This window comes from Modestobacter sp. DSM 44400 (assembly GCF_900107175.1).
GTDB lineage: Bacteria > Actinomycetota > Actinomycetes > Mycobacteriales > Geodermatophilaceae > Modestobacter.
The window spans coordinates 12,598-31,742 of sequence record NZ_FNOZ01000030.1 but is presented as its reverse complement, the minus strand read 5'-3'; the positions used below and the strand labels follow the sequence as shown (position 1 = coordinate 31,742).

The window sequence follows — 19,145 nt, the reverse complement described above, 5'->3', positions numbered from 1 at the left end:
CTCCTCTCGGCCGGCCTCATCGGCGGAACTTGGGGTCCAGGGCCTCGCGCAACGACTCGCCCAGCAGGGTGAAGCCCAGCGCCACGACGATGATGCACAGCGCCGGGTAGATGGCCAGCTGCGGCCGGAAGGACAGCACGGCCTGGGCGCTGGCCAGCATCGCGCCCCATTCGGGCCGGCTGATGTCCGGGTCACCCAGGCCCAGGAAGCTCAGCGCCGCGGCCTCGATGATCGCGGTGGCCAGCGACAGCGTGCCCTGCACGATCACCGGGGACAGCGAGTTGGGCAGCACGTGCGTGAAGACGATCCGGCTGCGTTTCACACCCAGTGCCTTGGTGGCGAGGGCGTAGTCGCTGTCGCGCTGGGCGAGCATCGAGCCCCGCAGCAGGCGGGCGAACACCGGCACCTGGGTGACCGCGATGGCGATCATCAGGGCGTACTGGTTCTGCCCGAGCAGTACCGAGATGCTGATCGCCATCAGCAGGCCGGGGATCGACAGCAGGATGTCGACGAACCGCATGACCAGGGTGTCGGCCCAGCCCCCGAATGCCCCGGCGAGCACGCCCAGCGCCATGCCGACCACGGCCCCGAGCACGGTGGAGATGACGCCGATCATCAGCGACTGCCGCGAGCCGTAGATCAGCCGGGACAGCACGTCACGGCCCAACTGGTCGACCCCGAGCGGGAAACCGTCCTGCGCGCCGGGGATGGAGCCTTGGCGCACCTGCGACAGCAGCGCCTGCTCCAGCGGGTCGCGCGGCGCCAGCAGCGGAGCGAACGCGGCGACCAGCAGGAACACGACCACGATGACCGCGCCGATGATCGCCACCGGGTCGCGGCGCAGCCGGCGGAACGCGCTCTTGGTCAGCGAGACGCCGCCGCCGTCGGCGGGGACCTGGCCGGCCCGGGCGGCGAGGGCGTCGATCTTTTCCCGGCGGTGGCCCAGCGCCGCCGTCACCGGACCCTCACCCGGGGGTCGAGCAGCCCGTAGGAGATGTCGACCAGCAGGTTCACCAGCACGTACATCACCGCCAGGATGAGGATGAAGCCCTGCAGAATCGAGTAGTCCCGGTTGCTGATCGCCTCCCGCAGGGCCGAGCCGACCCCGCCGAAGGCGAACACCGTCTCGGTGAGGACGGCGCCGGACAGCAGCAGGCCGGTCTGCAACCCGATGGTCGTGGAGACCGGGAGCAGAGCGTTGCGGATGATGTGCCGGCGCCGGACGGTCGCGTTCGCCAGACCCTTGGCGTTCGCCGTCCGGACGTAGTCCTCGTTGACCACGTCGAGGACGGAGGCCCGGGTGATCCGCACGATGATGGCCAGCGGGATGGTGCCCAGCGCGATGCCGGGCAGCACCAGGTGCACCAGGGCGTCCCACGCGGCGTCCCACTCGCGGGTCAGCAGGCCGTCCAGGACATAGAAGTTGGTCACGTGCGTGGCGTCCATCCGCACGTCCTGCCGGCCTGAACCGGGCAACCATCCCAGGTCGACGGCGAAGACCAGCCGGAGCATGTACGCCAGGAAGAACACCGGGATGGCCACACCGAGCAGCGACCCGATGACCGAGGTCGAGTCGATCCAGCTGCCGTGCCGCCGGGCGGCCAGGTAGCCGACCGGGATGCCGATCCCGATGGCGACGATCATCGCGAAGACGGTGAGCTCGACCGTGCCCGGGAACCGCTCGAGGAACTCGGTGGTCACCGCGCGGCCGGTCCGGGAGCTGGTGCCGAAGTCAAGCCGCAGCGCTCGGCCGAGGAACTTCAGGTACTGGACGATGATCGGCTGGTCGAGCCCGAAGGCGTCGTTGTACCGGGCGATGTCCTCGGGCGTCGCGCGTTCACCGAGTGCCGCCTGGGCGGGCCCCCCAGGCAGGGCGCGCAGCCAGGCGAAGAGGAGGACCGACAGGCCCAGCAGGATGGGGATCAGCTGCAGGAGCCGCCGGACGATGAAACGGAGCACGTGCTCGGGTCAGCCTTTCCGGTCGACCGGTCGGAGATGGACACCCCGCCGGGGCGGCCCTGGACGGGCCGCCCCGGCGGAAGGTGTCAGTTGCCGATCGTGACAGGCGCGAAGTCCTCGGCGGTCAGCGGGCTGGGGACCAGCCCGTCGACGTCACCGGCGACGACCAGCGCCGGCGGCGAGTGCGAGATCGGGACCCCCGGCAGGTAGTCCATGATCAGCCGGTTGGCCTCCTGGTAGTCGACCGTACGGGTCTCTGCGTCGGGCGCGCCGTCCGCCTTGGCCAGGGCGTCGAATATGCCCTGGTCGCGGAAGGCACCGAACTCGGCCTTCGCCGCACCGTCGGCCTTGGCCGCGAAGAAGGTGCCGATGAAGTTGTAGGCGTCGTTGTAGTCACCCGTCCACCCGAGGAGGTGGATGTCGGCCTGCCCGGCCTGGACGGCGTTGAGGTAGTCCGGGCTCCACGGCAGCGACACGGCCTCGATGGTGAAACCGGCGTCGGTGAGATTCTTGCTGATGACCTGGAACATCGCGGCCGGGTCCGGCAGGTACGGGCGGCTGACGTCGGTCGGGTAGTAGAACCGCAGCTTCATGTTGAGCGCACCGGCCTCGGTCAGCAGCTGACGCGCCTTGGCCGGGTCGTAGTCGTAGGTGGTGACGTCGTCGGTCCAGCCGTCGACGGACGGCGGCATGAACTCGATCGCCTTCTCCGCGCCGGCGGGCAGCAGCGAGTTGACGATCGTGTCGCGGTCGATGGCGTAGGCGAGTGCCTGCCGGACCCGTACGTCCTGCAGGGCGGGGTTCGCGGAGGTGCCGGCGACGCCACCGGCGTTGATGCCCAGGTAGAGGATGTTGAACGGGTCACGCGGCAGCACCTGGAAACCCGCCTGGTCCAGCGAGTCGTAGTCGGCGGGGGCGACCAGGTCGTACCCGTCGATGGAGCCCGCCTCCAGCTCCTGGCGGCGGGTGTTCCCGTCGGAGATGGTCCGGAAGATGATCTTGTCCAGCTTGGCCTTGTCGCCCCAGTAGTCCTCGTTGCGGACCAGGGTCACCTCGCCGTTGCCGCGGTCCCAGCTGTCGAACGTGAAGGGGCCGGTGCCGGTCGGGTGCTCGAGGGCGTACGCCGGGTAGGTGAGTGCGTCGTCGTTGCCGGACAGGTTGTCCGCGTCGTACTTCTCCATGGCGGTGGGGCTCTGCATCGAGAAGCTCGGCAGGGTGAGCGCCGCGGGGAACTTGCTGGTCACCTGGTTGAGCGTGACGACGGCGGTCGCGTCGTCACTGGCCGCGCAGCTCTTGTAGATGTTCGGGGTGTTCGGGGTGTCCTTGAAGCCGCCGAAGACGTCCTGCCAGTAGGTGGACGCGCTCGGGCTCTGGGCCAGGCCGGTGAAGTTGTACCAGCGCTCGAAGTTCGCGCAGACGGCGTCGGCGTTGAAGTCGGTGCCGTCGGCGAAGGTGACGCCGTCCTCCAGGTGGAACGTGTACTCCAGGCCGTCGCCGGAGACGTCGTAGCTCTTCGCCAGCGATGGGGCCAGGTCGGCCGAGCCGGGCTTGGTGGTGAGCAGGCCGTCGAAGATCTGCCGCGAGATGCGGAAGGTCTCCCCGTCGCTGCCGAAGGCCGGGTCGAGCATCGCCGGGTCGCCCGCGGCCCCGAAGACGAGGGTGCCACCGCTGGCGCTGCTGCCCCCCTCGTCGGCGGCATTCCGGTCACTGGAGGCGCAGGCGGCCATCGTCAGGGCGGTGAGGGCGGCCGCCGAGGCGGCCAGCACGCGGGTGGGGGAACGACGTCGCATCGCGGAAGACCTGCCTTCTCGGCCACGCGGGGCCGGACGATCTGGAGCCGGGCCACCCGTGGACGAGAGGATCACGGGCGCGGTGAGCGACACTAGGGGCGGGTCGTGACCGTGATGTGATCGGGGTCTCCATCGTCACCGGATCGAGACCTGCGCCGCTCGCCTTGCACTCGAGCTTCAGGGCGAGGCTGGGACGTCCCGAGCGGTCAGGACTCGCACCACGGCTGGAGCCTCGAAGAGACGTCCGTATGATCGCGCCGTTCTCTCGCGGAGGATGCCCAGTTCCACCAGCCGGGCCACGGCCTTGTGGACGGTCTGGAAGAAACTCTGCAAACGCGCCGCCGTCCTCGAGACGTCGACGTACGGATAGGCGATGAGGGACTGCGCCAGGTCACGGATCAACCCACTCGCGCCAACCAAATGCCTGCTTGGCGTGGATTTCAGGCGTGTGATTCCACGTCACGGACAGCGGCCGCAGAACCGCAGCTCAGGCGTCGATGCGGCGGCGGCCCTCGAAGGCCCGACCGAGGGTGACCTCGTCGGCGTACTCCAGGTCGCCGCCGACCGGCAGCCCGCTGGCCAGCCGGGAGACGGCCAGGCCCATCGGGCCGACCAGCCGGGCGAGGTAGGCCGCGGTCGCCTCACCCTCCAGGTTCGGGTCGGTGGCGATGATCAGCTCGGTGACCTGGCCGTTCATCAGCCGGGTCATCAGCTCCTTGACCCGCAGGTCGTCCGGGCCGATACCCTCGATGGGGCTGATCGCCCCGCCCAGGACGTGGTAGCGGCCCTTGAACTCCCGGGTGCGCTCGATCGCCACGACGTCCTTGGGCTCCTCCACGACGCAGATGACGTCCAGCGAGCGGCGCGGATCGCGGCAGATGCGGCACTGCTCGGCCTCGGCGACGTTGAAGCAGATGGTGCAGAAGCGGACCTCGGCCTGGACCCGCTGGAGCGCGGCGACCAGTCGGGTCACGTCAGCGGACTCGGAAGCCAGCAGGTGGAAGGCGATGCGCTGCGCGCTCTTCGGCCCGACACCGGGCAGCCGGCCGAGCTCGTCGATCAGGTCCTGGACAGCGCCCTCGTACACGGTGCTCCTCGTCGAGGGGCGGCGGCCGGGGCGCGGAACGCTCCGGCCGGCCGCCGGGGGTGGATCAGAAGCCGGGCAGCCCCAGCGCGCCGCCGCCACCGAGGCCGCCGGCCAGCGGGCCCATCGCGTTCGCGGCCAGCTCCCCCACGGCACGGTGGGCGTCCCGGACGGCGGCGACCACGAGGTCCTGCAGGGTCTCGATGTCGTCGGGGTCGACGGCGTCCGGGGCGATGGTCAGCGCGGTCAGCTCACCACTGCCCGTCATCGTGGCGGTGACCAGGCCACCGCCGGCCGAGCCGGTCACCTCGGCCGCGGCGAGTTCGGCCTGGGCGGCAGCCAGCTGCTGCTGCATCTCTTGCGCGGCCTTCATCAGCTGCGCCATGTCTGGCTGGCCTCCGGGTCCCATGCCCCGAGAGTAGGTGCTCGGCGCGGACCCGTGCGGACGTGGGCGCCAAGTTCCCGGACATGCCGCAGGGTGGGCCCATGACCGTGGTGCTCTTCGACGTCGATGGCGTGCTCATCGACTCCTGGGCTGCCTACCGGACGGTGTGGGGCGCGTGGGCCGCCACCCACGCGCTGGACGCCGACACCGTCTGGACGGCGATCCATGGACGGCGGCCCGAGGAGACGGTTCGGGACGTTGCGGCCCACCTGGACCCCACCGTCGAGCGCCTCGTCCTGGACCGGCTCGTCGTCGGGGCCGAGCCGCAGTTCCGGGCGTTCGCGGGAGCCGCTGACCTGCTGGACGGGCTGCCCGTCGGCCGTTGGGCGGTCGTGACGAGCGGCTCCGGCTCCGCGACCCGCGAGCGTTTCCTGCGCAACGGGCTGCCGCTGCCCGACGTGCTGGTGGGTGGCGAGGACGTCGACGCCGGCAAGCCCGATCCTGAGTGCTTCCTGCGCGCGGCGCGCCGCCTCCAGGTAGCCCCGCGCGCTGCCCTGGTGGTGGAGGACTCCCCCGCTGGAGTGGCGGCCGCCCGGGCGGCCACCATGCGAGTCCTCGCCGTCGCCGCGACACATCGCGCCGAGGAGCTGGCCGCGGCAGACGTCGTGGTCCCCGACCTGCCGGCGGCCGCCGAGCTCGTCCACCGGTGGCTCGCCGCCCGGCAATGAGCCGCCCGGACGGGCCGCCCGGCGTCGAGTGGCACGACAGGGTGGACGGACACTGTTCGGATCCACGTTCCGGTGTCACTCGACGATCGAGGCGGCGCCTCAGCTGTCGATCGGGCGGGCGCCGAGCTGGGTGCGCAGCAGCTGAAGCGCGGCCTGCTCGGCGTCCAGCGCCGGGGCTGCGTCGCCACCGCCGTCCGCGACGTCGGCGGCCCGCTCGGCCAGCAGTTCGTCGGCCTCGGCGGTCTCCGCAGCGCGGGTCGCCGCGCGGGCCGCCTCCGGACTGGGCGGCGGCGTGCCCGGGGCCGGCCGGCCGGGGGTGTCGACGACGGCCTGCACCTTCCACCGGACGCCGAGCAGCTCCTCCAGCGCCTGCCGGACGATGTCCCTGTTCAGGTCGTCCCCGAGCATCTTGGCCAGCGCCGGGGATGTTGCCGCCAGGGTGAGCGTGCCGTTGGTCAGGTCGTGCACCTGCGCACTCTTCAGCAGCGCCTCAGTCGTGCGCTTGTGCCGCTTCACGACCGACAGCAGCTCGGGCCAGATCCGGCGCACGTCGGCGGTGGTGAGCGCACCGTCGGCAGCGGCCGGCTCGGGATCGGCCGACACCAGCGGGGTCGGCTCCCCGCCGCGGGGCGCCGGGGAGTGTTCTGCCGCGGCCCGAGGTGCCGGTGCCGGTCGCCCGGCAGCCGGGGAGGACGCCGAGGAACGCGTGGTCCGCGGCCAGTCCTCGTCGTCGTCGGGTTCGGGCGGCAGCGGGATCTCCGGCTCGCCGGCGGCGACGGCGGGACCGCGGGCCGGCTGCTGCGCGGGCACGGGCTCCTGCGCCGCCGGCGGGGCCGCCGCCGGCGGAGCCGCGGCAGGCGGACCGGCCGCGGCGGAGCCCGGCGGCACGGTCGCCGGCCAGTCGTCGTCGGCGGTCGCAGGCACCGGGGTGTCCGTCGGGGCGGTGGGGGCGGGGGCTGCGGCCGGGGCTGCGGCCGCGGCCATCGCGCCGGGGCGGGCAGTGGTCGGCCAGCCGTCGACGCCCTCGGCAGCTGGCGCTGCGGCGGGTGCGGACGGTGTCGGCTCGGCGCCCGAGCGTGTCTGCGACGGGCGCACGTAGGCCTTGCGCGCCGCGGCCGCGGCCGCCGACTCCCCCGGCCGGTCGGCTGCGGGCTCGGGCGTCCGCGCGGGGGCCGGAGCGGGGATGGGGGCGGGGGTTGGGCCGGGAGCCGGCGTCCGCGCGGGGGCCGGAGCCGGGGCGGGGGTTGGGTCGAGGGCCGGACGGGCCGCCGGCGCGGGCGCGGGCGCCGCGATCTCCGACAGCGGCCGGCCGGCGTGCTCACCGGCGATCGACATCCGCCGCTCGAGCCGTTCGAGGCGCTGGAGGGTAGCCACGGCCGAGCCGTCGACACCGGGCAGCAGCATCCGGGCGCAGACGAGCTCCAGGAGCAGCCGGGGCGCCGTCGTCCCGCGCATCTCCGTCAGGCCCTCGTGGACCGTGTCGGCCAGCCGGGACAAGGTTGCGGCGCCGAGCGCCTGCGCCTGTCGGCTCATCACGTCCATCCGGTCGGGCGGGCTGTCGAGGAGCCCGTTGCCCCCGGCCTCCGGAACGGCGTCGAGCACGATCAGGTCACGGAGCCGGTCGAGCAGGTCGGTGGCGAACCGGCGCGGGTCGTGACCGGCCTCGACGACCCGGTCGACAGCCCGGAAGACCCCCGGCGCGTCCGAGGCGGCCAGCGCGTCGACGGTCTCGTCGAGCAGCGCGTCGTCGGTAACGCCCAGCAGGCCGACCGCGCTGCGGTAGGTGACCCCCTCGGGGCCGGCGCCGGCCAGTAACTGGTCGAGGATGGACAGCGAGTCACGCACCGAACCGCCGCCGGCACGCACCACCAGCGGGAAGACGGTCGGCTCGACCGTCACGCCCTCGGCGGCGCAGGTCTTCTCCAGCAGGCCGCGCAGCGTGCTCGGGGGTACCAGCCGGAACGGGTAGTGGTGGGTGCGCGAGCGGATGGTCGGCAGGACCTTGTCCGGCTCGGTGGTGGCGAAGACGAAGACCAGGAACTCCGGCGGCTCCTCGACCACCTTGAGCAGGGCGTTGAAGCCCTGCGTGGTGACCATGTGCGCCTCGTCGACGATGTAGACCTTGTAGCGGCTGTTGACCGGCGCGAAGAACGCGCGCTCCCGCAGCTCGCGGGCGTCGTCGACACCGCCGTGGCTGGCCGCGTCGATCTCCATCACGTCCAGCGACCCGGGGCCGTCGGGCGCCAGCGCCACGCAGGAGGGGCACACGCCGCACGGGGTGGACGTCGGGCCCTGCACGCAGTTCAACGACCGGGCGAGGATGCGCGCCGACGACGTCTTCCCACAGCCGCGCGGGCCGCTGAACAGGTAGGCGTGGTTGATCCGCCCCTTGTCGATGGCGTTGACCAGGGGCGATGTGACGTGCTCCTGACCGACCACCTCGGCGAAGGTCGCCGGGCGGTACTTCCGGTACAGAGCCAGTGCCACGGTCGCTGAGGTTACGTGGCCCCACCGACGCTCCGGCGCATCCGGCCACCGGCCGGGGCGGACTGTGCCCGCGGCAGGAGTCAGGACAGCAAGGGACCCCCCGCACACCCGTCAGAGCCCGCTTATCCTTGCTGCCTTCCGGCCCTGGGGAGGTTCACAGGATGACGCCGCACGAGGGGTCGCCCCCACTGTAGAGGACGCTCCTCCCGACATGCCGCGGCTCGCGCCACCACGTCACCCGCCCGGGGCTTCCTGCTGGTGGTCGGCGCCGCCCTGTGCTGGGCACCTCCGGGATCAGCGGCGACGTCGTCGCCCGGCGCAGCGACCTCGGACCTCTGGGGGTGGCCTGGTAACGGATGGCGATCGGCGCCGTCGTGCTGATCGCCGTGCAGCTGCTCACCCGCCGGGGTCAGCATCGCCATGCTGGTCTCGCTCGGGCTCGCGCTGCTGGTCGGCACGTCCGCCGGTGGCAGACACCGGGGACACCGTCGTCCTGGGAGCGCTCATGGCCGTGGGCTGCGCCGGCGCCTACGCCGCCGCCGTCGTCAGCTCCGGCCTGGCGACCGGAGGCGTCCCGACCTCGACGGCCGACTTCACCGGTGGGGCACTGCTGCTCACCCCCGGTGGCGCTGGCCACCGGGGTGCACCTGCCGGGCGCCCCGGTGGGCCTGGAGTGCTGGTCTACCTGGGGGTGGTGCCCAGCGCGCTGGCCTACGGGCTGTTCCTCACCCGGGTGCGCACGGTCCCCGCGGCGGTGGCCGCGATCGTGCCGCTGCCGCTGCCGCTGCCGGAGCCGCTGACGGCGACCGTGCTCGCCACGGCTCTCCTGGGCGAGCGGCCGGCCCCGGCCGCGCTGGCCGGGGGGTGCTCACGCTCGCCGCCGTGGCGGGGCTGTACCTGCGGAGGATGGGAGATTCGAACTCCCGAGGGCTTGCACCCAACCCGCTTTCCAAGCGAGCGCCATAGGCCACTAGGCGAATCCTCCAGTTGCGGCGACCAGACTACCGGGCGCCTGCCGCGCGGTCAGCCACGGCTCCCGACACGGGCGCGCCGGGTCACGCGGTCATGAATCGCGCGCCGGGGTCGTGCGGTGGTTGAGTGATCGCCGACCGCGGAGACGTGGGCTGCGCCCGACGGCTCCTGGCGGCCCGGCCGGCCCCACCCCGAGCGGTTCCCACGAGGTCCACAGACGGCAGGAGGCAGGACGATGAGCGAGTCCCCGCAGGTGCGGCCCGAGGTGGTCGAGGCGATCGTGACAGCGCTGCAGGACACCGACCCGAGCAACCTGCCCGCCGACGCCACCCGCGCGGAGAAGGACGCCGCCAAGGACCAGTACCTCTCGGGTCTGGTCGCCGGGCGGGACCAGCGGGACCGGCAGACGCGGGCCTGGGAGCTACTGCTGACGCGCAGCCACGACGAGCCGCCGAGCTGGTCCCAGCTGTTCGACGAGCTCCCCGAGAGCTCACTCGCCCAGCTCGGCGAGCTCTACGACGCGCTGCCCGAAGGGGCTCAGACGGAGTACGCGCGTCGCTTCGGGGCCCCTGTCACCGCCTGATCCCCGCCCGTATCCACCCGATGAGCACGGACCTGCCCCGGTGACCGCTGCCGGCCCCCTGGTCGCCGGCCGCTACCGGCTGCGCTCCCAGCTGGGGGGCGGGGGGATGGGCGCGGTCTGGCTGGCCCGGGACGAGCTACTCGGCCGCGAGGTCGCGGTCAAGCAGGTGCTGGTGCCGCTCGGCATCGACGCCGAGCTGGCCGCGGCCAACCGGGAGGCCGCGATGCGCGAGGGCCGGATCGCCGCCCGGCTGTCCCACCCGCACGCCGTCGCGGTCTACGACATGGTGCTCGACCAGGGCCAGCCCTGGCTGGTCATGGAGTACCTGCCCTCGCGCAGCCTGGCCGTGCTGCTGCAGGACCGGGGGGTGCTGCCGGTGGCACAGGTCGCCCAGATCGGCGCCCAGGTCGCCGCCGCGCTGACCGCGACGCACGCCGCGGGCGTCGTCCACCGGGACGTGAAGCCGGGCAACATCCTCATCGGTGAGGGTCCCGGCCGCGACGGGCTGGTGAAGATCACCGACTTCGGGATCTCCCGGGCGACCGGCGACGTGTCGCTGACCCAGACCGGGGTGGTGAAGGGGACGCCGGCGTTCCTGGCGCCCGAGGTGGCTCAGGGGCAGTCGCCGAACGAGGCCAGCGACGTCTTCTCCCTCGGCGGGACCCTCTACGCCTGCCTGGAGGGGACGCCGCCGTTCGGGCTCAGCGACAACGCGCTGCAGATGCTGCACCGGGTGGCCGGCGGGGAGTTCACGCCGCCGCGGAACGCCGGGCCGCTGACGGCGCCGCTCATGCGGATGCTCGCGCCGAACCCGGTCGACCGGCCGACGATGCCGCAGGTGCGCGACCAGCTGGCGAAGCTCGCCGCCGGCCCCGACCGCGACGTCACCGAGGTGCTGACCGCCCGCACCGCGCTGCCGAAGACCCTGCCGGGGATGCCGCGCCCGCCGAAGCAGACGGAGGTTGAGCCGGTCGCGCAGCCGGTCGCGGAGCCGGCTGCCCCGGCCGAGCCGGCCGCCGAGCCCCTCGTCGAGTCCCCCGTCGCGCCGGCCGCGGCCGCTGCCCGGCCACCGCGTCGGGAGCCGGCCCGCCCGGCTGCCCCGCCGTCGGCCGGGCAGCCCGGTGGACGGCGCCGCCGCTGGGTCGCCGTCGTGGCCGCGCTGCTGCTGGTCGCCGTCGTCGCGGTGGTCGCCGTGGTGCTGCTCGCCGACAACGGCGACCCGTCCGCCGACGCGCAGCGGTCCCGGTCGTCGTCCGCCGCACCGTCTGCGGCCCCGTCGTCTGCGACGCCGGAAGAGAACACCACGGCGGACACCACGCCCGAGAGCAGTACGGCGGAGAGCACGACGCCGAGCGTCCCGTCGACGACCCCGACGACCCCGACGACCCCGACCGCGCCGGAGAGCGCGGTGGCCGGGCCGCCGACCGCCGCCGAGATGCGGGACGCGGTCACCAGCTACTACGCGCTCGCAGAGCGGGATCCCCAGTCGGCCTATGACCTCACCGGACCGACGCTGCGGAACGCCGAGAGCCGGGGCAACTACATCGCGTTCTGGAACCGGTTCCGCAACGTCACGCTGGGCCCGGTGCAGGCCACCGACGGGGACCAGGTGGTCACGGCCCCCGTCACCTTCGTGGAGAAGAACGGCGACACGTTCCCGGCACAACACACGATCACGGTGATCCGCGGCGAGGACGGCCGACTCCTGATCGACTCGGACATCCCGGACTGATCCCGCACCACGGTGCCGCCCTGAGACTGAGACGACGACGGCGGCGCCCGGTCCCGTCAGGGAATCGGACGCCGCCGTCGGTGTGGTGTGTGTGCGGTGGCGGTGGGATTTGAACCCACGGAGGCTTGCACCTCACACGCTTTCGAGGCGTGCTCCTTCGGCCGCTCGGACACGCCACCGCCGAAGAGACTACAGGCCCCGCTTGGCACGGAAGAATGCCCGTAGCAGCGCGCCGGACTCCTCGGCCCGGACCCCGCCGACCACCTCGGGACGGTGGTTGAGCCGCCGGTCCCGGACGACGTCCCACAACGACCCGGCCGCCCCCGCCTTGGGGTCGTCGGCGCCGTAGACCACCCGGGCGACCCGGGACAGCACGCTCGCGCCGGCGCACATGGTGCACGGTTCCAGGGTGACCACGAGGGTCGCGCCGCTCAGCCGCCAGCCGTCGCCGTGCATCCGCGCCGCCTCGCGCAGCGCCAGCACCTCGGCGTGCGCGGTCGGGTCCCCGCGCTTCTCCCGTTCGTTGGCGGCCTCGGCAAGGACGGCGCCGTCCGGCCCCAGGACGACGGCACCGATCGGCGTGTCGCCCCACGTCTGAGCGGCTGCCGCGAGCGCCAGTGCCCGCAGCATCGCCTCATCCTCGGTCACCGCTGCTCCCTCGGCATGCTCGTGCTCTGAGTCCGCTGGAGACTCAGAGCACAAGTGACGGTGGGGGCACCTCCACGGCGCCGGCTCGTCACGGTCCGCTGTCCAGGTCGAGTTCGAGTTCGAGTTCGAGGCCCACCATCGTTGACAGCTCGGCCAGCGCGGCGCGGGGCTCCACCACCTTGATCGTCGCAAAGCCCATCGCCCGGGCCGGCTTGAGGTTGATGCCCAGGTCGTCGAGGTACGCGCAGTCGGTCGCCGCGATCGGCCGGCCGACCGCATCGCCCAGCCGCTCCAGGGCCCGGACGTAGATGGCCGGCTCGGGCTTGCGGACGCCCTCGACCGAGGACTCGACCACCGCGTCGAAGAGCCCGAGCAGTTCCCCGAGCGGGCCGGTGCGCTCCATCGGCGCTACGTTGTTCGACAGCAGCGCCAGTGGCAGGCCTGCGGCACGCAGCCGCTGCACGGCGATGACCATCGACGGGCGCAGGTCCCCGTGCAGCGCCGCGAGCACCCGGCGGGCGTCCAGTCGGTGCCCCGCCGCACCGGCCTCGGCCTCGAAGGCGGCCCGGAAGCCGGCCTCGTCGAGCTCGCGGCGCTCGTAGCGTGCCCAGGCATTGGTGTCCGGGTCGGTGCTGTTGAGCCGGCGGATCAGCCCGTCGGGCAGGCCGGCCTCGGCCTCGTAGGCGGCGAAGGCGGTCATCGGGCTCTCGGTGATCACCCCGCCCAGGTCGAACACCACCGCGGTGGCCGTTGGCGCACTCATGCCGCGGCCACCGCGGTGAGCTGCGCGGCGAAGCCGAGCCGTTCGGCGATCTGCAGCACCATCTCGTCGGCCCACAGGTCGTCGGCGGCCAGCAGTGCGGACAGCTCGTCGGCGGTGAGCCCGGCATCGGAGAAGACGTCGAGGTCCCCGCCGGGCCAGCCGGTCTCGTCGTCGTCGAAGGCGTCATCGATGGTGGCATGGCCGCGGCCCCCCAGGGCACCGGCGCCGTCCTCGGCGCCGATGCCGTACCGCTCGACCACCTCCGCGGCCAGCAACCACTCCTGGAACGTGGCATCGGAGATCAACGCGCGCACCATCCCGCCTGGTCCGTGCCTCAGCACGACGAAGTAGAGCCGGCTGTCGACCACGAGGACGAAGGGCCCCGGCCAGTCGGAGACGCCGGAATCGCCGAGCGCCCGCTCGAGCACCGGCAGCTCGTCCCCGGCGTCGACGGCGAGCAGTTCGCACTGCCAGTTCGCGCCGGCCCGGCTCACCCGGACGGCGAAGCTCGGCCGGAGCGGGGTCGGCGGGGGTGTGGTCATAACCTTCAGATCATGGCCGACGACCGCGGGACCGACAGCACCGAGACCGCCGGTGACGAGGTCGCCGGTGACGACGCGGTGGACCCGGCGCTGTTCGGCGCACTGGCCGCCGACCCGCTGGCCGCCCATCTGGGCATCGAGCTGGAGGCGGTCGGCTCTGGCTACGCCCGCGCGGCGATGACCGTGGGTCCGCAGCACCTCAACGCCGCGGGGACGGCGCACGGCGGCGCGACCATGGCACTGCTCGACGTCGTGCACGGCGCGGTGAGCAACAGCCACGGGACGCTCGCGGTGGCCCAGGATCTGCACACCGAGTTCCTCGACGCCGGGCGGCTGGGCGATCGGCTGGTCGCCGAGGGCTGGGAGCTGCACCGCACCGGCCGGACGGCGGTCTACCGGATCGAGGCGGCCACCGCGGACGGCCGGAAGGTGGCCACCGCCCTGGCCCGGGTCTTCCGGCTGGGCACCCCGTGGGACACCACAGGGCAGCAGCCATGACCTTCCCCGTTCCCACGATGCCCGCTCCCCCGGTGTCGGTCGTCGGGCTCGGCCAGCTGGGCGGCTCGCTGGCCGCGGCGCTGGTGCACGCCGGCCGGCCCGTCTCGGGCTGGGACACCGACCCGGCCGCCCGGGACGCGGCCGCCGCCCGGGGCGTGACGATCAGCCGGGAGCTGGCCGGCGTCGTAGTGCTCGCCGTTCCGATGCCGGTACTGGGCACCGCCATGGCGGACCTGATCCTCGACCCGGACGCCACGGTCACCGATGTCGGCTCGGTCAAGGCGCCGGTGCTCGCCGAGCTCGGCGCGCAGTACGGCGACCGGCTCGTCGGCGGGCACCCCATGTGCGGGACGGAACGGTCCGGGCACGCCGCGACCGACCCGGCCCTGTTCACCGGCGCGCGATGGGCGCTGTGCCTGGAACCCGGCACCGACCTGCGCCGCTGGCTGCGGGTGGCCGAGGTGGCGCTGGCCGTGGGAGCCGAGGTGGTGCCGGTGACCGCCGCCGAACACGACGACGCAGTGGCCGCGATCAGCGCCGTTCCGCACCTGCTCGCCGCTGCGCTGGCCACCGCCGCCGGTCAGGCGGGCCCGCTCGCGCTGGCCCTCGCGGCCGGCAGCTTCACCGACGGCACCCGGGTGATCGGCAGCGACCCGGCGTTCGTCACCGCGCTGGTCGAGGCCAACGGCGGGCCGGCGGCTGCCGCGCTGGACCGGGTGCGGGCCCAGCTGGACCGGCCGTGGGCCGAACTGGTCGCCGACGGGCACGCAGTGCGGACGGCGACCCGCGGGCGCCGTCCGGTGCGGGTGCCGCTGGAGCGGGCTGCGCTGCTGGCCCTGGGCCGGTCCGGTGGCGCGGTCAGCCGGCGGCTGGCCGCCTTCGTCGAGGGTTGGGTCCCCGAGGCCTAGCTGGTCCCGAAGTCCGGCAGCGTCAGCGCGCCCTCGGGCCCGAGCGCGAAGCCGGGGTTGTGGGCGACTTCCCAGACATGACCGTCGGGGTCGGTGAAGCAGCCGGCGTAGCCGCCGTAGAACGTCTCGGCGGCCGGCCGGGTGAGCGTCCCGCCGGCCGCGGTCACCTGCGCGAGCACCTCGTCGACCTCCGCCCGGGAGCGCACGTTGTGCGCCAGCGAGATTCCGCCGAACCCGTCGGAGCCGGGGTCCCCGACGCCGCTGTCGGCGGCCAGCGCGGCGCGCGACCACAGCACCAGTGCCAGCCCGCCGGCCTGGAAGAACACCGTCTGCTCCACCTCCTGGCCGCGCCAGCCGAGGGCCTCGTAGAAGGCCCGGGACCGCACCAGGTCCGTCGTCCCCAGGGTGACCAGGCTGATCCGCTGCTCCATCGCCGCACGCTATCGCCGTCCGGGGACGGTTTCCCGGCCCAGCTCTGGGGCAGGCTTCCTCCCGACCTGCGTCCGGCGCGACCGGACGCCACACCGCACGAGGAGAGGACCCCCATGGCCGACGAGGACATCCACAGCCGCATCCACGCCCTGGTCGAGGAAGAGCACCGGCTGCGCGACAGCGGCGAGCACACCGAGGAGCAGCGGGCCCGGGTCGCCCATCTCGAGCAGGACCTCGACCAGCTCTGGGACCTGCTGCGCCAGCGGGACGCCAAGCGCCAGTACGGCGGGGACCCGGACGAGGCGAAGGCACGCCCCGAGCCGCAGGTGGAGAACTACCTGCAGTAGCCGGTCAGGACGCCGCCGGCCGCCGGTGCTCGGTGCCCAGCAACGCCAGCTGCCACAGCAGGCGGGACCGGGGATCGCCCACCGAGCGGCCGGTGACCTGCCCGATCCGCCGCAGCCGGTGCATCACCGTGTTGCGGTGGCAGTACAGCTCGTCGGTGGCCCGGGTCGGTGAGCCGTCGGCGGCCAGGAAGGCCGCGAGGGTGTCCAGCAGCACCGACCGTTCATCCTCGGGCAGCTCCAGCAGGCGCCCCAGTGACTGGGTGACCAGCCGGCCGGCGATCTTCGGGGAGCTGCTCAGCAGCGCCTCGGGCAACCGGTCGTCGATGGTCACCACGCGCGGCAGCGTGCGGGCCGCGGTGTCGGCCAGCCGCCACGCCACCGCCACCTCGCCTGCGCCCTCGACCACCGCCGAGACGCCGACCGGCCCCTCGGCCAGCTCCTCGAGCCAGCCCAGCACCTCTGCCAGCCGGCGGGAGCCCAGCGCCATTACGCCGACCTGGGCGCCGGAGCGCCTGCCCCACACCGAGCGAACACCCCGCTTGAGCAGCCGCGGTCCAGGTCCGCGCACGGTCGGGCCGCCGCTGGCGTCGGGCGGGGGCACCGCGACGAACAGTCGCCCTTCCAGCGGCAGCGCGAGCAGCTCGGACGCCGACGGCACGAACACCGGATCACCGCCGCGTCCCCCCAGCAGTCCGTCGAGCACCTGCTGCCGCGCCTGGTCCTCGATGCCGGCGAGCCGGCGCTCCTCGGTGCGGTAGCTCTCGGCCAACGCGGCGCACTGCAGGTCGTTGACCTGCCAGACCGAGCCCGCCACCTCCAGGAGCACCTCGGCGTCCCCGGGTTCCTCGGCGCCGCGCGCGGCCGACCGCAGTGCCTCGAACGTGACCTGCCCGCCCAGCCGGTAGGCGCGCAGCACCGTCTCCAGGGGCACGCCGTGGGCCGCCCAGCACCGGGGCACGGAGGGCATGACCCACATGAGCGACCTGCAGACCGACGCCCAGCCGCCCGCCGGCAAGCCGGCCACCGCGGCCGCCCGCCTCCACGGCCGCGACCAAGGGCTTCCGCTTGGTGCCACAGTCCACGCTGCTGCGCCACCTGCTCGCGGTCCTGCTGTGCGCCGTGGCCGCCGTGGTGCTGCTCGAGCTCACCAGCCCCTTCCGCAACTCCCAGCTGGCGACGCTGTCCTACTACGCGATCGCGGCCGGCGGCCTCACCGTGCTGACCGGTCTCAACGGGCAGATCTCGCTGGGCCACGGCGCGCTGATGGCGGTCGGGGCCTACACCGCGGCACTGTTCCTGGCGGCCGACGAGCCGCTCCCGCTGCCGGTGATCTTCCTCGTCGCGGTCGTGGTGACGCACTGGTCGGTGCCCTCGTCGGTGCCGCCGCCTCCCGGCTGCACGAGCCCTACCTGGCCGGTGCCACCCTGGTGCTGGCGGTCGGCCTGCCCGGGCTGGCGCTGCGGTTCCAGGACACCCTCGGCGGCGAGCAGGGCCTGCGGGTGCGTGCGCCGCGCGCGCCGGACTGGTTCGGCGACGCGATCAGCACCATCTCGGGCAACCAGACGACGACGACGAAATGGCTGGCCTACGTCGGCGCGACGGCGCTGATCATCACCTACTTCCTGCTGGCCAACCTGGTGCGCAACCGGATCGGGCGCACCGGGCGGGCCGTACGCGACAACGACGTCGCCGCGGAGCTGGCCGGGATCCGGCTGGGCTCGTGGCGGGTGCTGGCGTTCGTGGTCAGTGCGGCCTGGGCGGCGGAGTGCTGGCGATCGTCGTCCGGCTGGCCGCCCCAGCGCCTTGACCCTGGTGCTCTCCCTGGCGCTGCTCACCGCGATCGTGGTCAGCCAGATCAAGGGAACCAGCTCGGAAGAGCTGACTCCGGTGCTGGTTACCGACAACGGTGACGCGGAGATCAAGGAGTCCGAAGCCGAGCGGACCACGCCGCCCAGCAGCTGCATCCCGGACGTGTAGTCGGTCGGAGACCGACAAAGGACCCTCGTGCCCCCCGACCCTCGCTCCGCTCGGGCCGGGTCCCTGCACGAGGGCCGCTCCAGCACGTCACCAGGGCCGCCGGTCTCCCTCGCGGAGGGCGGCGGCCCGTCGGCGTTCCCGGCCCGGAACACTTCGGCCCCGAAGTGCGTGCCGTGGGGGGCCGGCGGGTAGGGGGGCGGCAGCCGCGGGAGTGTCCCGCCGGCCGGACATGGGACAGGAGCAGTCGATGGCGCACGGCGTAGTGCGGAGCGCGCGGGAGATCCGCCGGGCGGTGGTGACCGGAGGTGCCGGCTTCCTCGGCTCCCACCTGTGCGAGCAGCTGCTCGAGCGGGGCGTCGAGGTCGTCTGCCTGGACAACCTCCTGACCGGTTCCCCGGCCAACGTGCTGCACCTGATGGAGCACCCCGGTTTCCGGCTGGTGCGCTGCGATGTCACCGACTACGTGCACGTGCCCGGCCCGGTCGATCTGGTGCTCCACTTCGCCTCACCGGCCAGCCCGCTGGACTACCTGAAGATGCCGATCGAAACCCTCAAGGTCGGCAGCCTGGGCACCTTGCACACGCTGGGCCTGGCCAAGGAGAAGGACGCCCGCTTCGTGCTGGCGTCGACCTCGGAGGTCTACGGCGATCCGCTGGTGCACCCGCAGCCCGAGGACTACTGGGGCAACGTCAACCCGGTCGGCCCGCGCGGGGTCTACGACGAGGCGAAGCGGTTCAGCGAAGCGCTCACCACCGCCTACCGCAGCTCCCAGGGCATCGACACCGGCATCGTGCGGATCTTCAACACCTACGGCCCGCGGATGCGCCCGGACGACGGCCGCGCGATCCCCGCCTTCATCGGCCAGGCGCTCGACGGCCGCCCGCTCACCGTGGCCGGCGACGGCTCGCAGACCCGCTCGATCTGTTACGTCGAGGACACGGTCCGCGGCATCCTCGAGATGGCCGCGTCCACCCACGCCGGGCCGGTGAACATCGGCAACCCCGACGAGCTGTCCATGCTGGAGCTGGCGCGATGGATCGTGCAGCTCACCGGCTCGGAGTCGACGATCGGCTTCATCGACCTGCCGGTCGACGACCCCAAGGTCCGCCGCCCGGACACCACCAGGGCCGAGGAGCTGCTGGCCTGGCGGCCGTCGGTCCCCTCCGCGGAGGGCCTGCGCCGCACCGTCGACTGGTTCGCCGCACAGCGCGAGGATCGGGCCGCGCAGGCCGGCTGAGCGCCACCCGTCGCGGCTGAGGACCTCTGCCCGGCTTGTGCTCTGCCCCGCCTGGGGGGGCAGAGCACAACGC

General features: G+C 73.4%; 19 protein-coding genes, 2 tRNA genes, 1 other RNA gene and 2 pseudogenes. 10 read left to right on the top strand and 14 right to left on the bottom strand.

The features are described from left to right. Positions 1-16: 16 nt before the first annotated feature. The 5 genes from BLW04_RS16995 to BLW04_RS16970 form a co-directional block, all read right to left on the bottom strand. The gene (locus tag BLW04_RS16995; RefSeq protein WP_091543808.1) at positions 17-958 is read right to left on the bottom strand and encodes an ABC transporter permease; all 942 of its coding nucleotides are present in this window, start codon (positions 956-958) and stop codon (positions 17-19) included. Next, positions 955-1,959, bottom strand: a complete 1,005-nt coding sequence (locus BLW04_RS16990; RefSeq protein WP_091543803.1) for an ABC transporter permease — start codon at positions 1,957-1,959, stop codon at positions 955-957. The genes BLW04_RS16995 and BLW04_RS16990 overlap by 4 nt, the downstream gene beginning before the upstream one ends. Positions 1,960-2,045: 86 nt before the next feature. After that, positions 2,046-3,749: an ABC transporter substrate-binding protein gene (locus tag BLW04_RS16985; RefSeq protein ID WP_091543800.1), complete on the bottom strand. Its 1,704-nt coding sequence runs from the start codon at positions 3,747-3,749 to the stop codon at positions 2,046-2,048. A gap of 487 nt (positions 3,750-4,236) precedes the next feature. Then, positions 4,237-4,836, bottom strand: coding sequence for a recombination mediator RecR (recR, locus tag BLW04_RS16975; protein ID WP_091543792.1), 600 nt, complete (start codon positions 4,834-4,836; stop codon positions 4,237-4,239). A gap of 64 nt (positions 4,837-4,900) precedes the next feature. Continuing rightward, positions 4,901-5,242, bottom strand: a complete 342-nt coding sequence (locus tag BLW04_RS16970; RefSeq protein WP_091543788.1) for a YbaB/EbfC family nucleoid-associated protein — start codon at positions 5,240-5,242, stop codon at positions 4,901-4,903. Between the two features lie 77 nt (positions 5,243-5,319). On the opposite strand from BLW04_RS16970, the gene BLW04_RS16965 reads away from it, so the two are divergent. Further along, complete coding sequence (locus tag BLW04_RS16965) at positions 5,320-5,946, top strand: HAD-IA family hydrolase (RefSeq protein WP_091543882.1); 627 nt, start codon at positions 5,320-5,322, stop codon at positions 5,944-5,946. 99 nt (positions 5,947-6,045) lie between these two features. Here BLW04_RS16965 and BLW04_RS16960 read toward each other — a convergent pair whose 3' ends face one another. Together BLW04_RS16960 and ffs are read right to left on the bottom strand one after the other, a co-directional pair. Next, a complete protein-coding gene (locus tag BLW04_RS16960; RefSeq protein WP_091543785.1) occupies positions 6,046-8,433 on the bottom strand; it encodes a DNA polymerase III subunit gamma and tau in 2,388 nt (795 codons plus the stop codon). An 88-nt stretch (positions 8,434-8,521) separates the two neighbouring features. Beyond that, positions 8,522-8,617, bottom strand: an RNA gene (gene ffs / locus BLW04_RS16955) — signal recognition particle sRNA small type. Positions 8,618-8,644: 27 nt separating this feature from the next. Here ffs and BLW04_RS29725 point away from each other — a divergent pair. Next, positions 8,645-9,238, top strand: a pseudogene (locus BLW04_RS29725) (hypothetical protein); the annotation flags it as partial. 95 nt (positions 9,239-9,333) lie between these two features. Here the strand turns inward: BLW04_RS29725 and BLW04_RS16950 are convergent. Beyond that, positions 9,334-9,418 (bottom strand) — tRNA-Ser (locus BLW04_RS16950). 222 nt (positions 9,419-9,640) lie between these two features. On the opposite strand from BLW04_RS16950, the gene BLW04_RS16945 reads away from it, so the two are divergent. Together BLW04_RS16945 and BLW04_RS26835 are read left to right on the top strand one after the other, a co-directional pair. Continuing rightward, positions 9,641-9,988, top strand: coding sequence for a hypothetical protein (locus BLW04_RS16945; protein WP_091543780.1), 348 nt, complete (start codon positions 9,641-9,643; stop codon positions 9,986-9,988). Positions 9,989-10,028: 40 nt separating this feature from the next. Further along, positions 10,029-11,720, top strand: a complete 1,692-nt coding sequence (locus tag BLW04_RS26835) for a serine/threonine-protein kinase (protein ID WP_217631087.1) — start codon at positions 10,029-10,031, stop codon at positions 11,718-11,720. 94 nt (positions 11,721-11,814) lie between these two features. On the opposite strand, the gene BLW04_RS16935 is transcribed toward BLW04_RS26835, so the two are convergent. The 4 genes from BLW04_RS16935 to BLW04_RS16920 all read right to left on the bottom strand — a co-directional run bounded on the left by BLW04_RS16935 (position 11,815) and on the right by BLW04_RS16920 (position 13,673). Further along, positions 11,815-11,899: transfer RNA gene (locus BLW04_RS16935), tRNA-Ser, on the bottom strand. 10 nt (positions 11,900-11,909) lie between these two features. Further along, positions 11,910-12,350 (bottom strand): nucleoside deaminase, encoded by a 441-nt coding sequence (locus BLW04_RS16930; RefSeq protein ID WP_091543878.1) that lies wholly within the window; start codon positions 12,348-12,350, stop codon positions 11,910-11,912. 106 nt (positions 12,351-12,456) lie between these two features. Further along, complete coding sequence (locus BLW04_RS16925) at positions 12,457-13,131, bottom strand: HAD family hydrolase (protein ID WP_091543777.1); 675 nt, start codon at positions 13,129-13,131, stop codon at positions 12,457-12,459. After that, positions 13,128-13,673 carry a tRNA adenosine deaminase-associated protein gene (locus tag BLW04_RS16920; protein WP_091543774.1) on the bottom strand — a complete coding sequence of 182 codons (546 nt, stop codon included), beginning with the start codon at positions 13,671-13,673 and terminating at the stop codon, positions 13,128-13,130. Before BLW04_RS16920 ends, BLW04_RS16925 begins: the two co-directional genes overlap by 4 nt. 12 nt (positions 13,674-13,685) lie before the next feature. Here BLW04_RS16920 and BLW04_RS16915 point away from each other — a divergent pair, with 12 nt between their 5' ends. Next, positions 13,686-14,171 (top strand): PaaI family thioesterase, encoded by a 486-nt coding sequence (locus BLW04_RS16915; RefSeq protein WP_091543770.1) that lies wholly within the window; start codon positions 13,686-13,688, stop codon positions 14,169-14,171. After that, positions 14,168-15,079, top strand: coding sequence for a prephenate dehydrogenase/arogenate dehydrogenase family protein (locus tag BLW04_RS16910; protein WP_091543764.1), 912 nt, complete (start codon positions 14,168-14,170; stop codon positions 15,077-15,079). Before BLW04_RS16915 ends, BLW04_RS16910 begins: the two co-directional genes overlap by 4 nt. Here the strand turns inward: BLW04_RS16910 and BLW04_RS16905 are convergent. Beyond that, positions 15,076-15,510: a VOC family protein gene (locus BLW04_RS16905; RefSeq protein WP_091543759.1), complete on the bottom strand. Its 435-nt coding sequence runs from the start codon at positions 15,508-15,510 to the stop codon at positions 15,076-15,078. The two genes, BLW04_RS16910 and BLW04_RS16905, sit on opposite strands and share 4 nt — an antisense overlap. A gap of 114 nt (positions 15,511-15,624) precedes the next feature. Here BLW04_RS16905 and BLW04_RS16900 point away from each other — a divergent pair, with 114 nt between their 5' ends. Then, a complete protein-coding gene (locus tag BLW04_RS16900; RefSeq protein WP_091543756.1) occupies positions 15,625-15,858 on the top strand; it encodes a DUF2630 family protein in 234 nt (77 codons plus the stop codon). Between the two features lie 4 nt (positions 15,859-15,862). On the opposite strand, the gene BLW04_RS16895 is transcribed toward BLW04_RS16900, so the two are convergent. Continuing rightward, positions 15,863-16,825, bottom strand: a complete 963-nt coding sequence (locus tag BLW04_RS16895) for a PucR family transcriptional regulator (protein ID WP_254781712.1) — start codon at positions 16,823-16,825, stop codon at positions 15,863-15,865. 101 nt (positions 16,826-16,926) lie between these two features. On the opposite strand from BLW04_RS16895, the pseudogene BLW04_RS29720 reads away from it, so the two are divergent. The 3 genes and pseudogenes from BLW04_RS29720 to BLW04_RS16885 form a co-directional block, all read left to right on the top strand. Beyond that, a pseudogene (locus BLW04_RS29720) lies at positions 16,927-17,151 on the top strand (branched-chain amino acid ABC transporter permease); the annotation flags it as partial. 65 nt (positions 17,152-17,216) lie between these two features. Beyond that, entirely contained in the window at positions 17,217-17,768 is a 552-nt protein-coding gene (locus BLW04_RS28605) for a branched-chain amino acid ABC transporter permease (protein WP_254781715.1), read from the top strand. Positions 17,769-18,082: 314 nt separating this feature from the next. Then, entirely contained in the window at positions 18,083-19,072 is a 990-nt protein-coding gene (locus tag BLW04_RS16885; protein WP_091543753.1) for a UDP-glucuronic acid decarboxylase family protein, read from the top strand. The last annotated feature ends 73 nt before the right edge of the window (positions 19,073-19,145 follow it).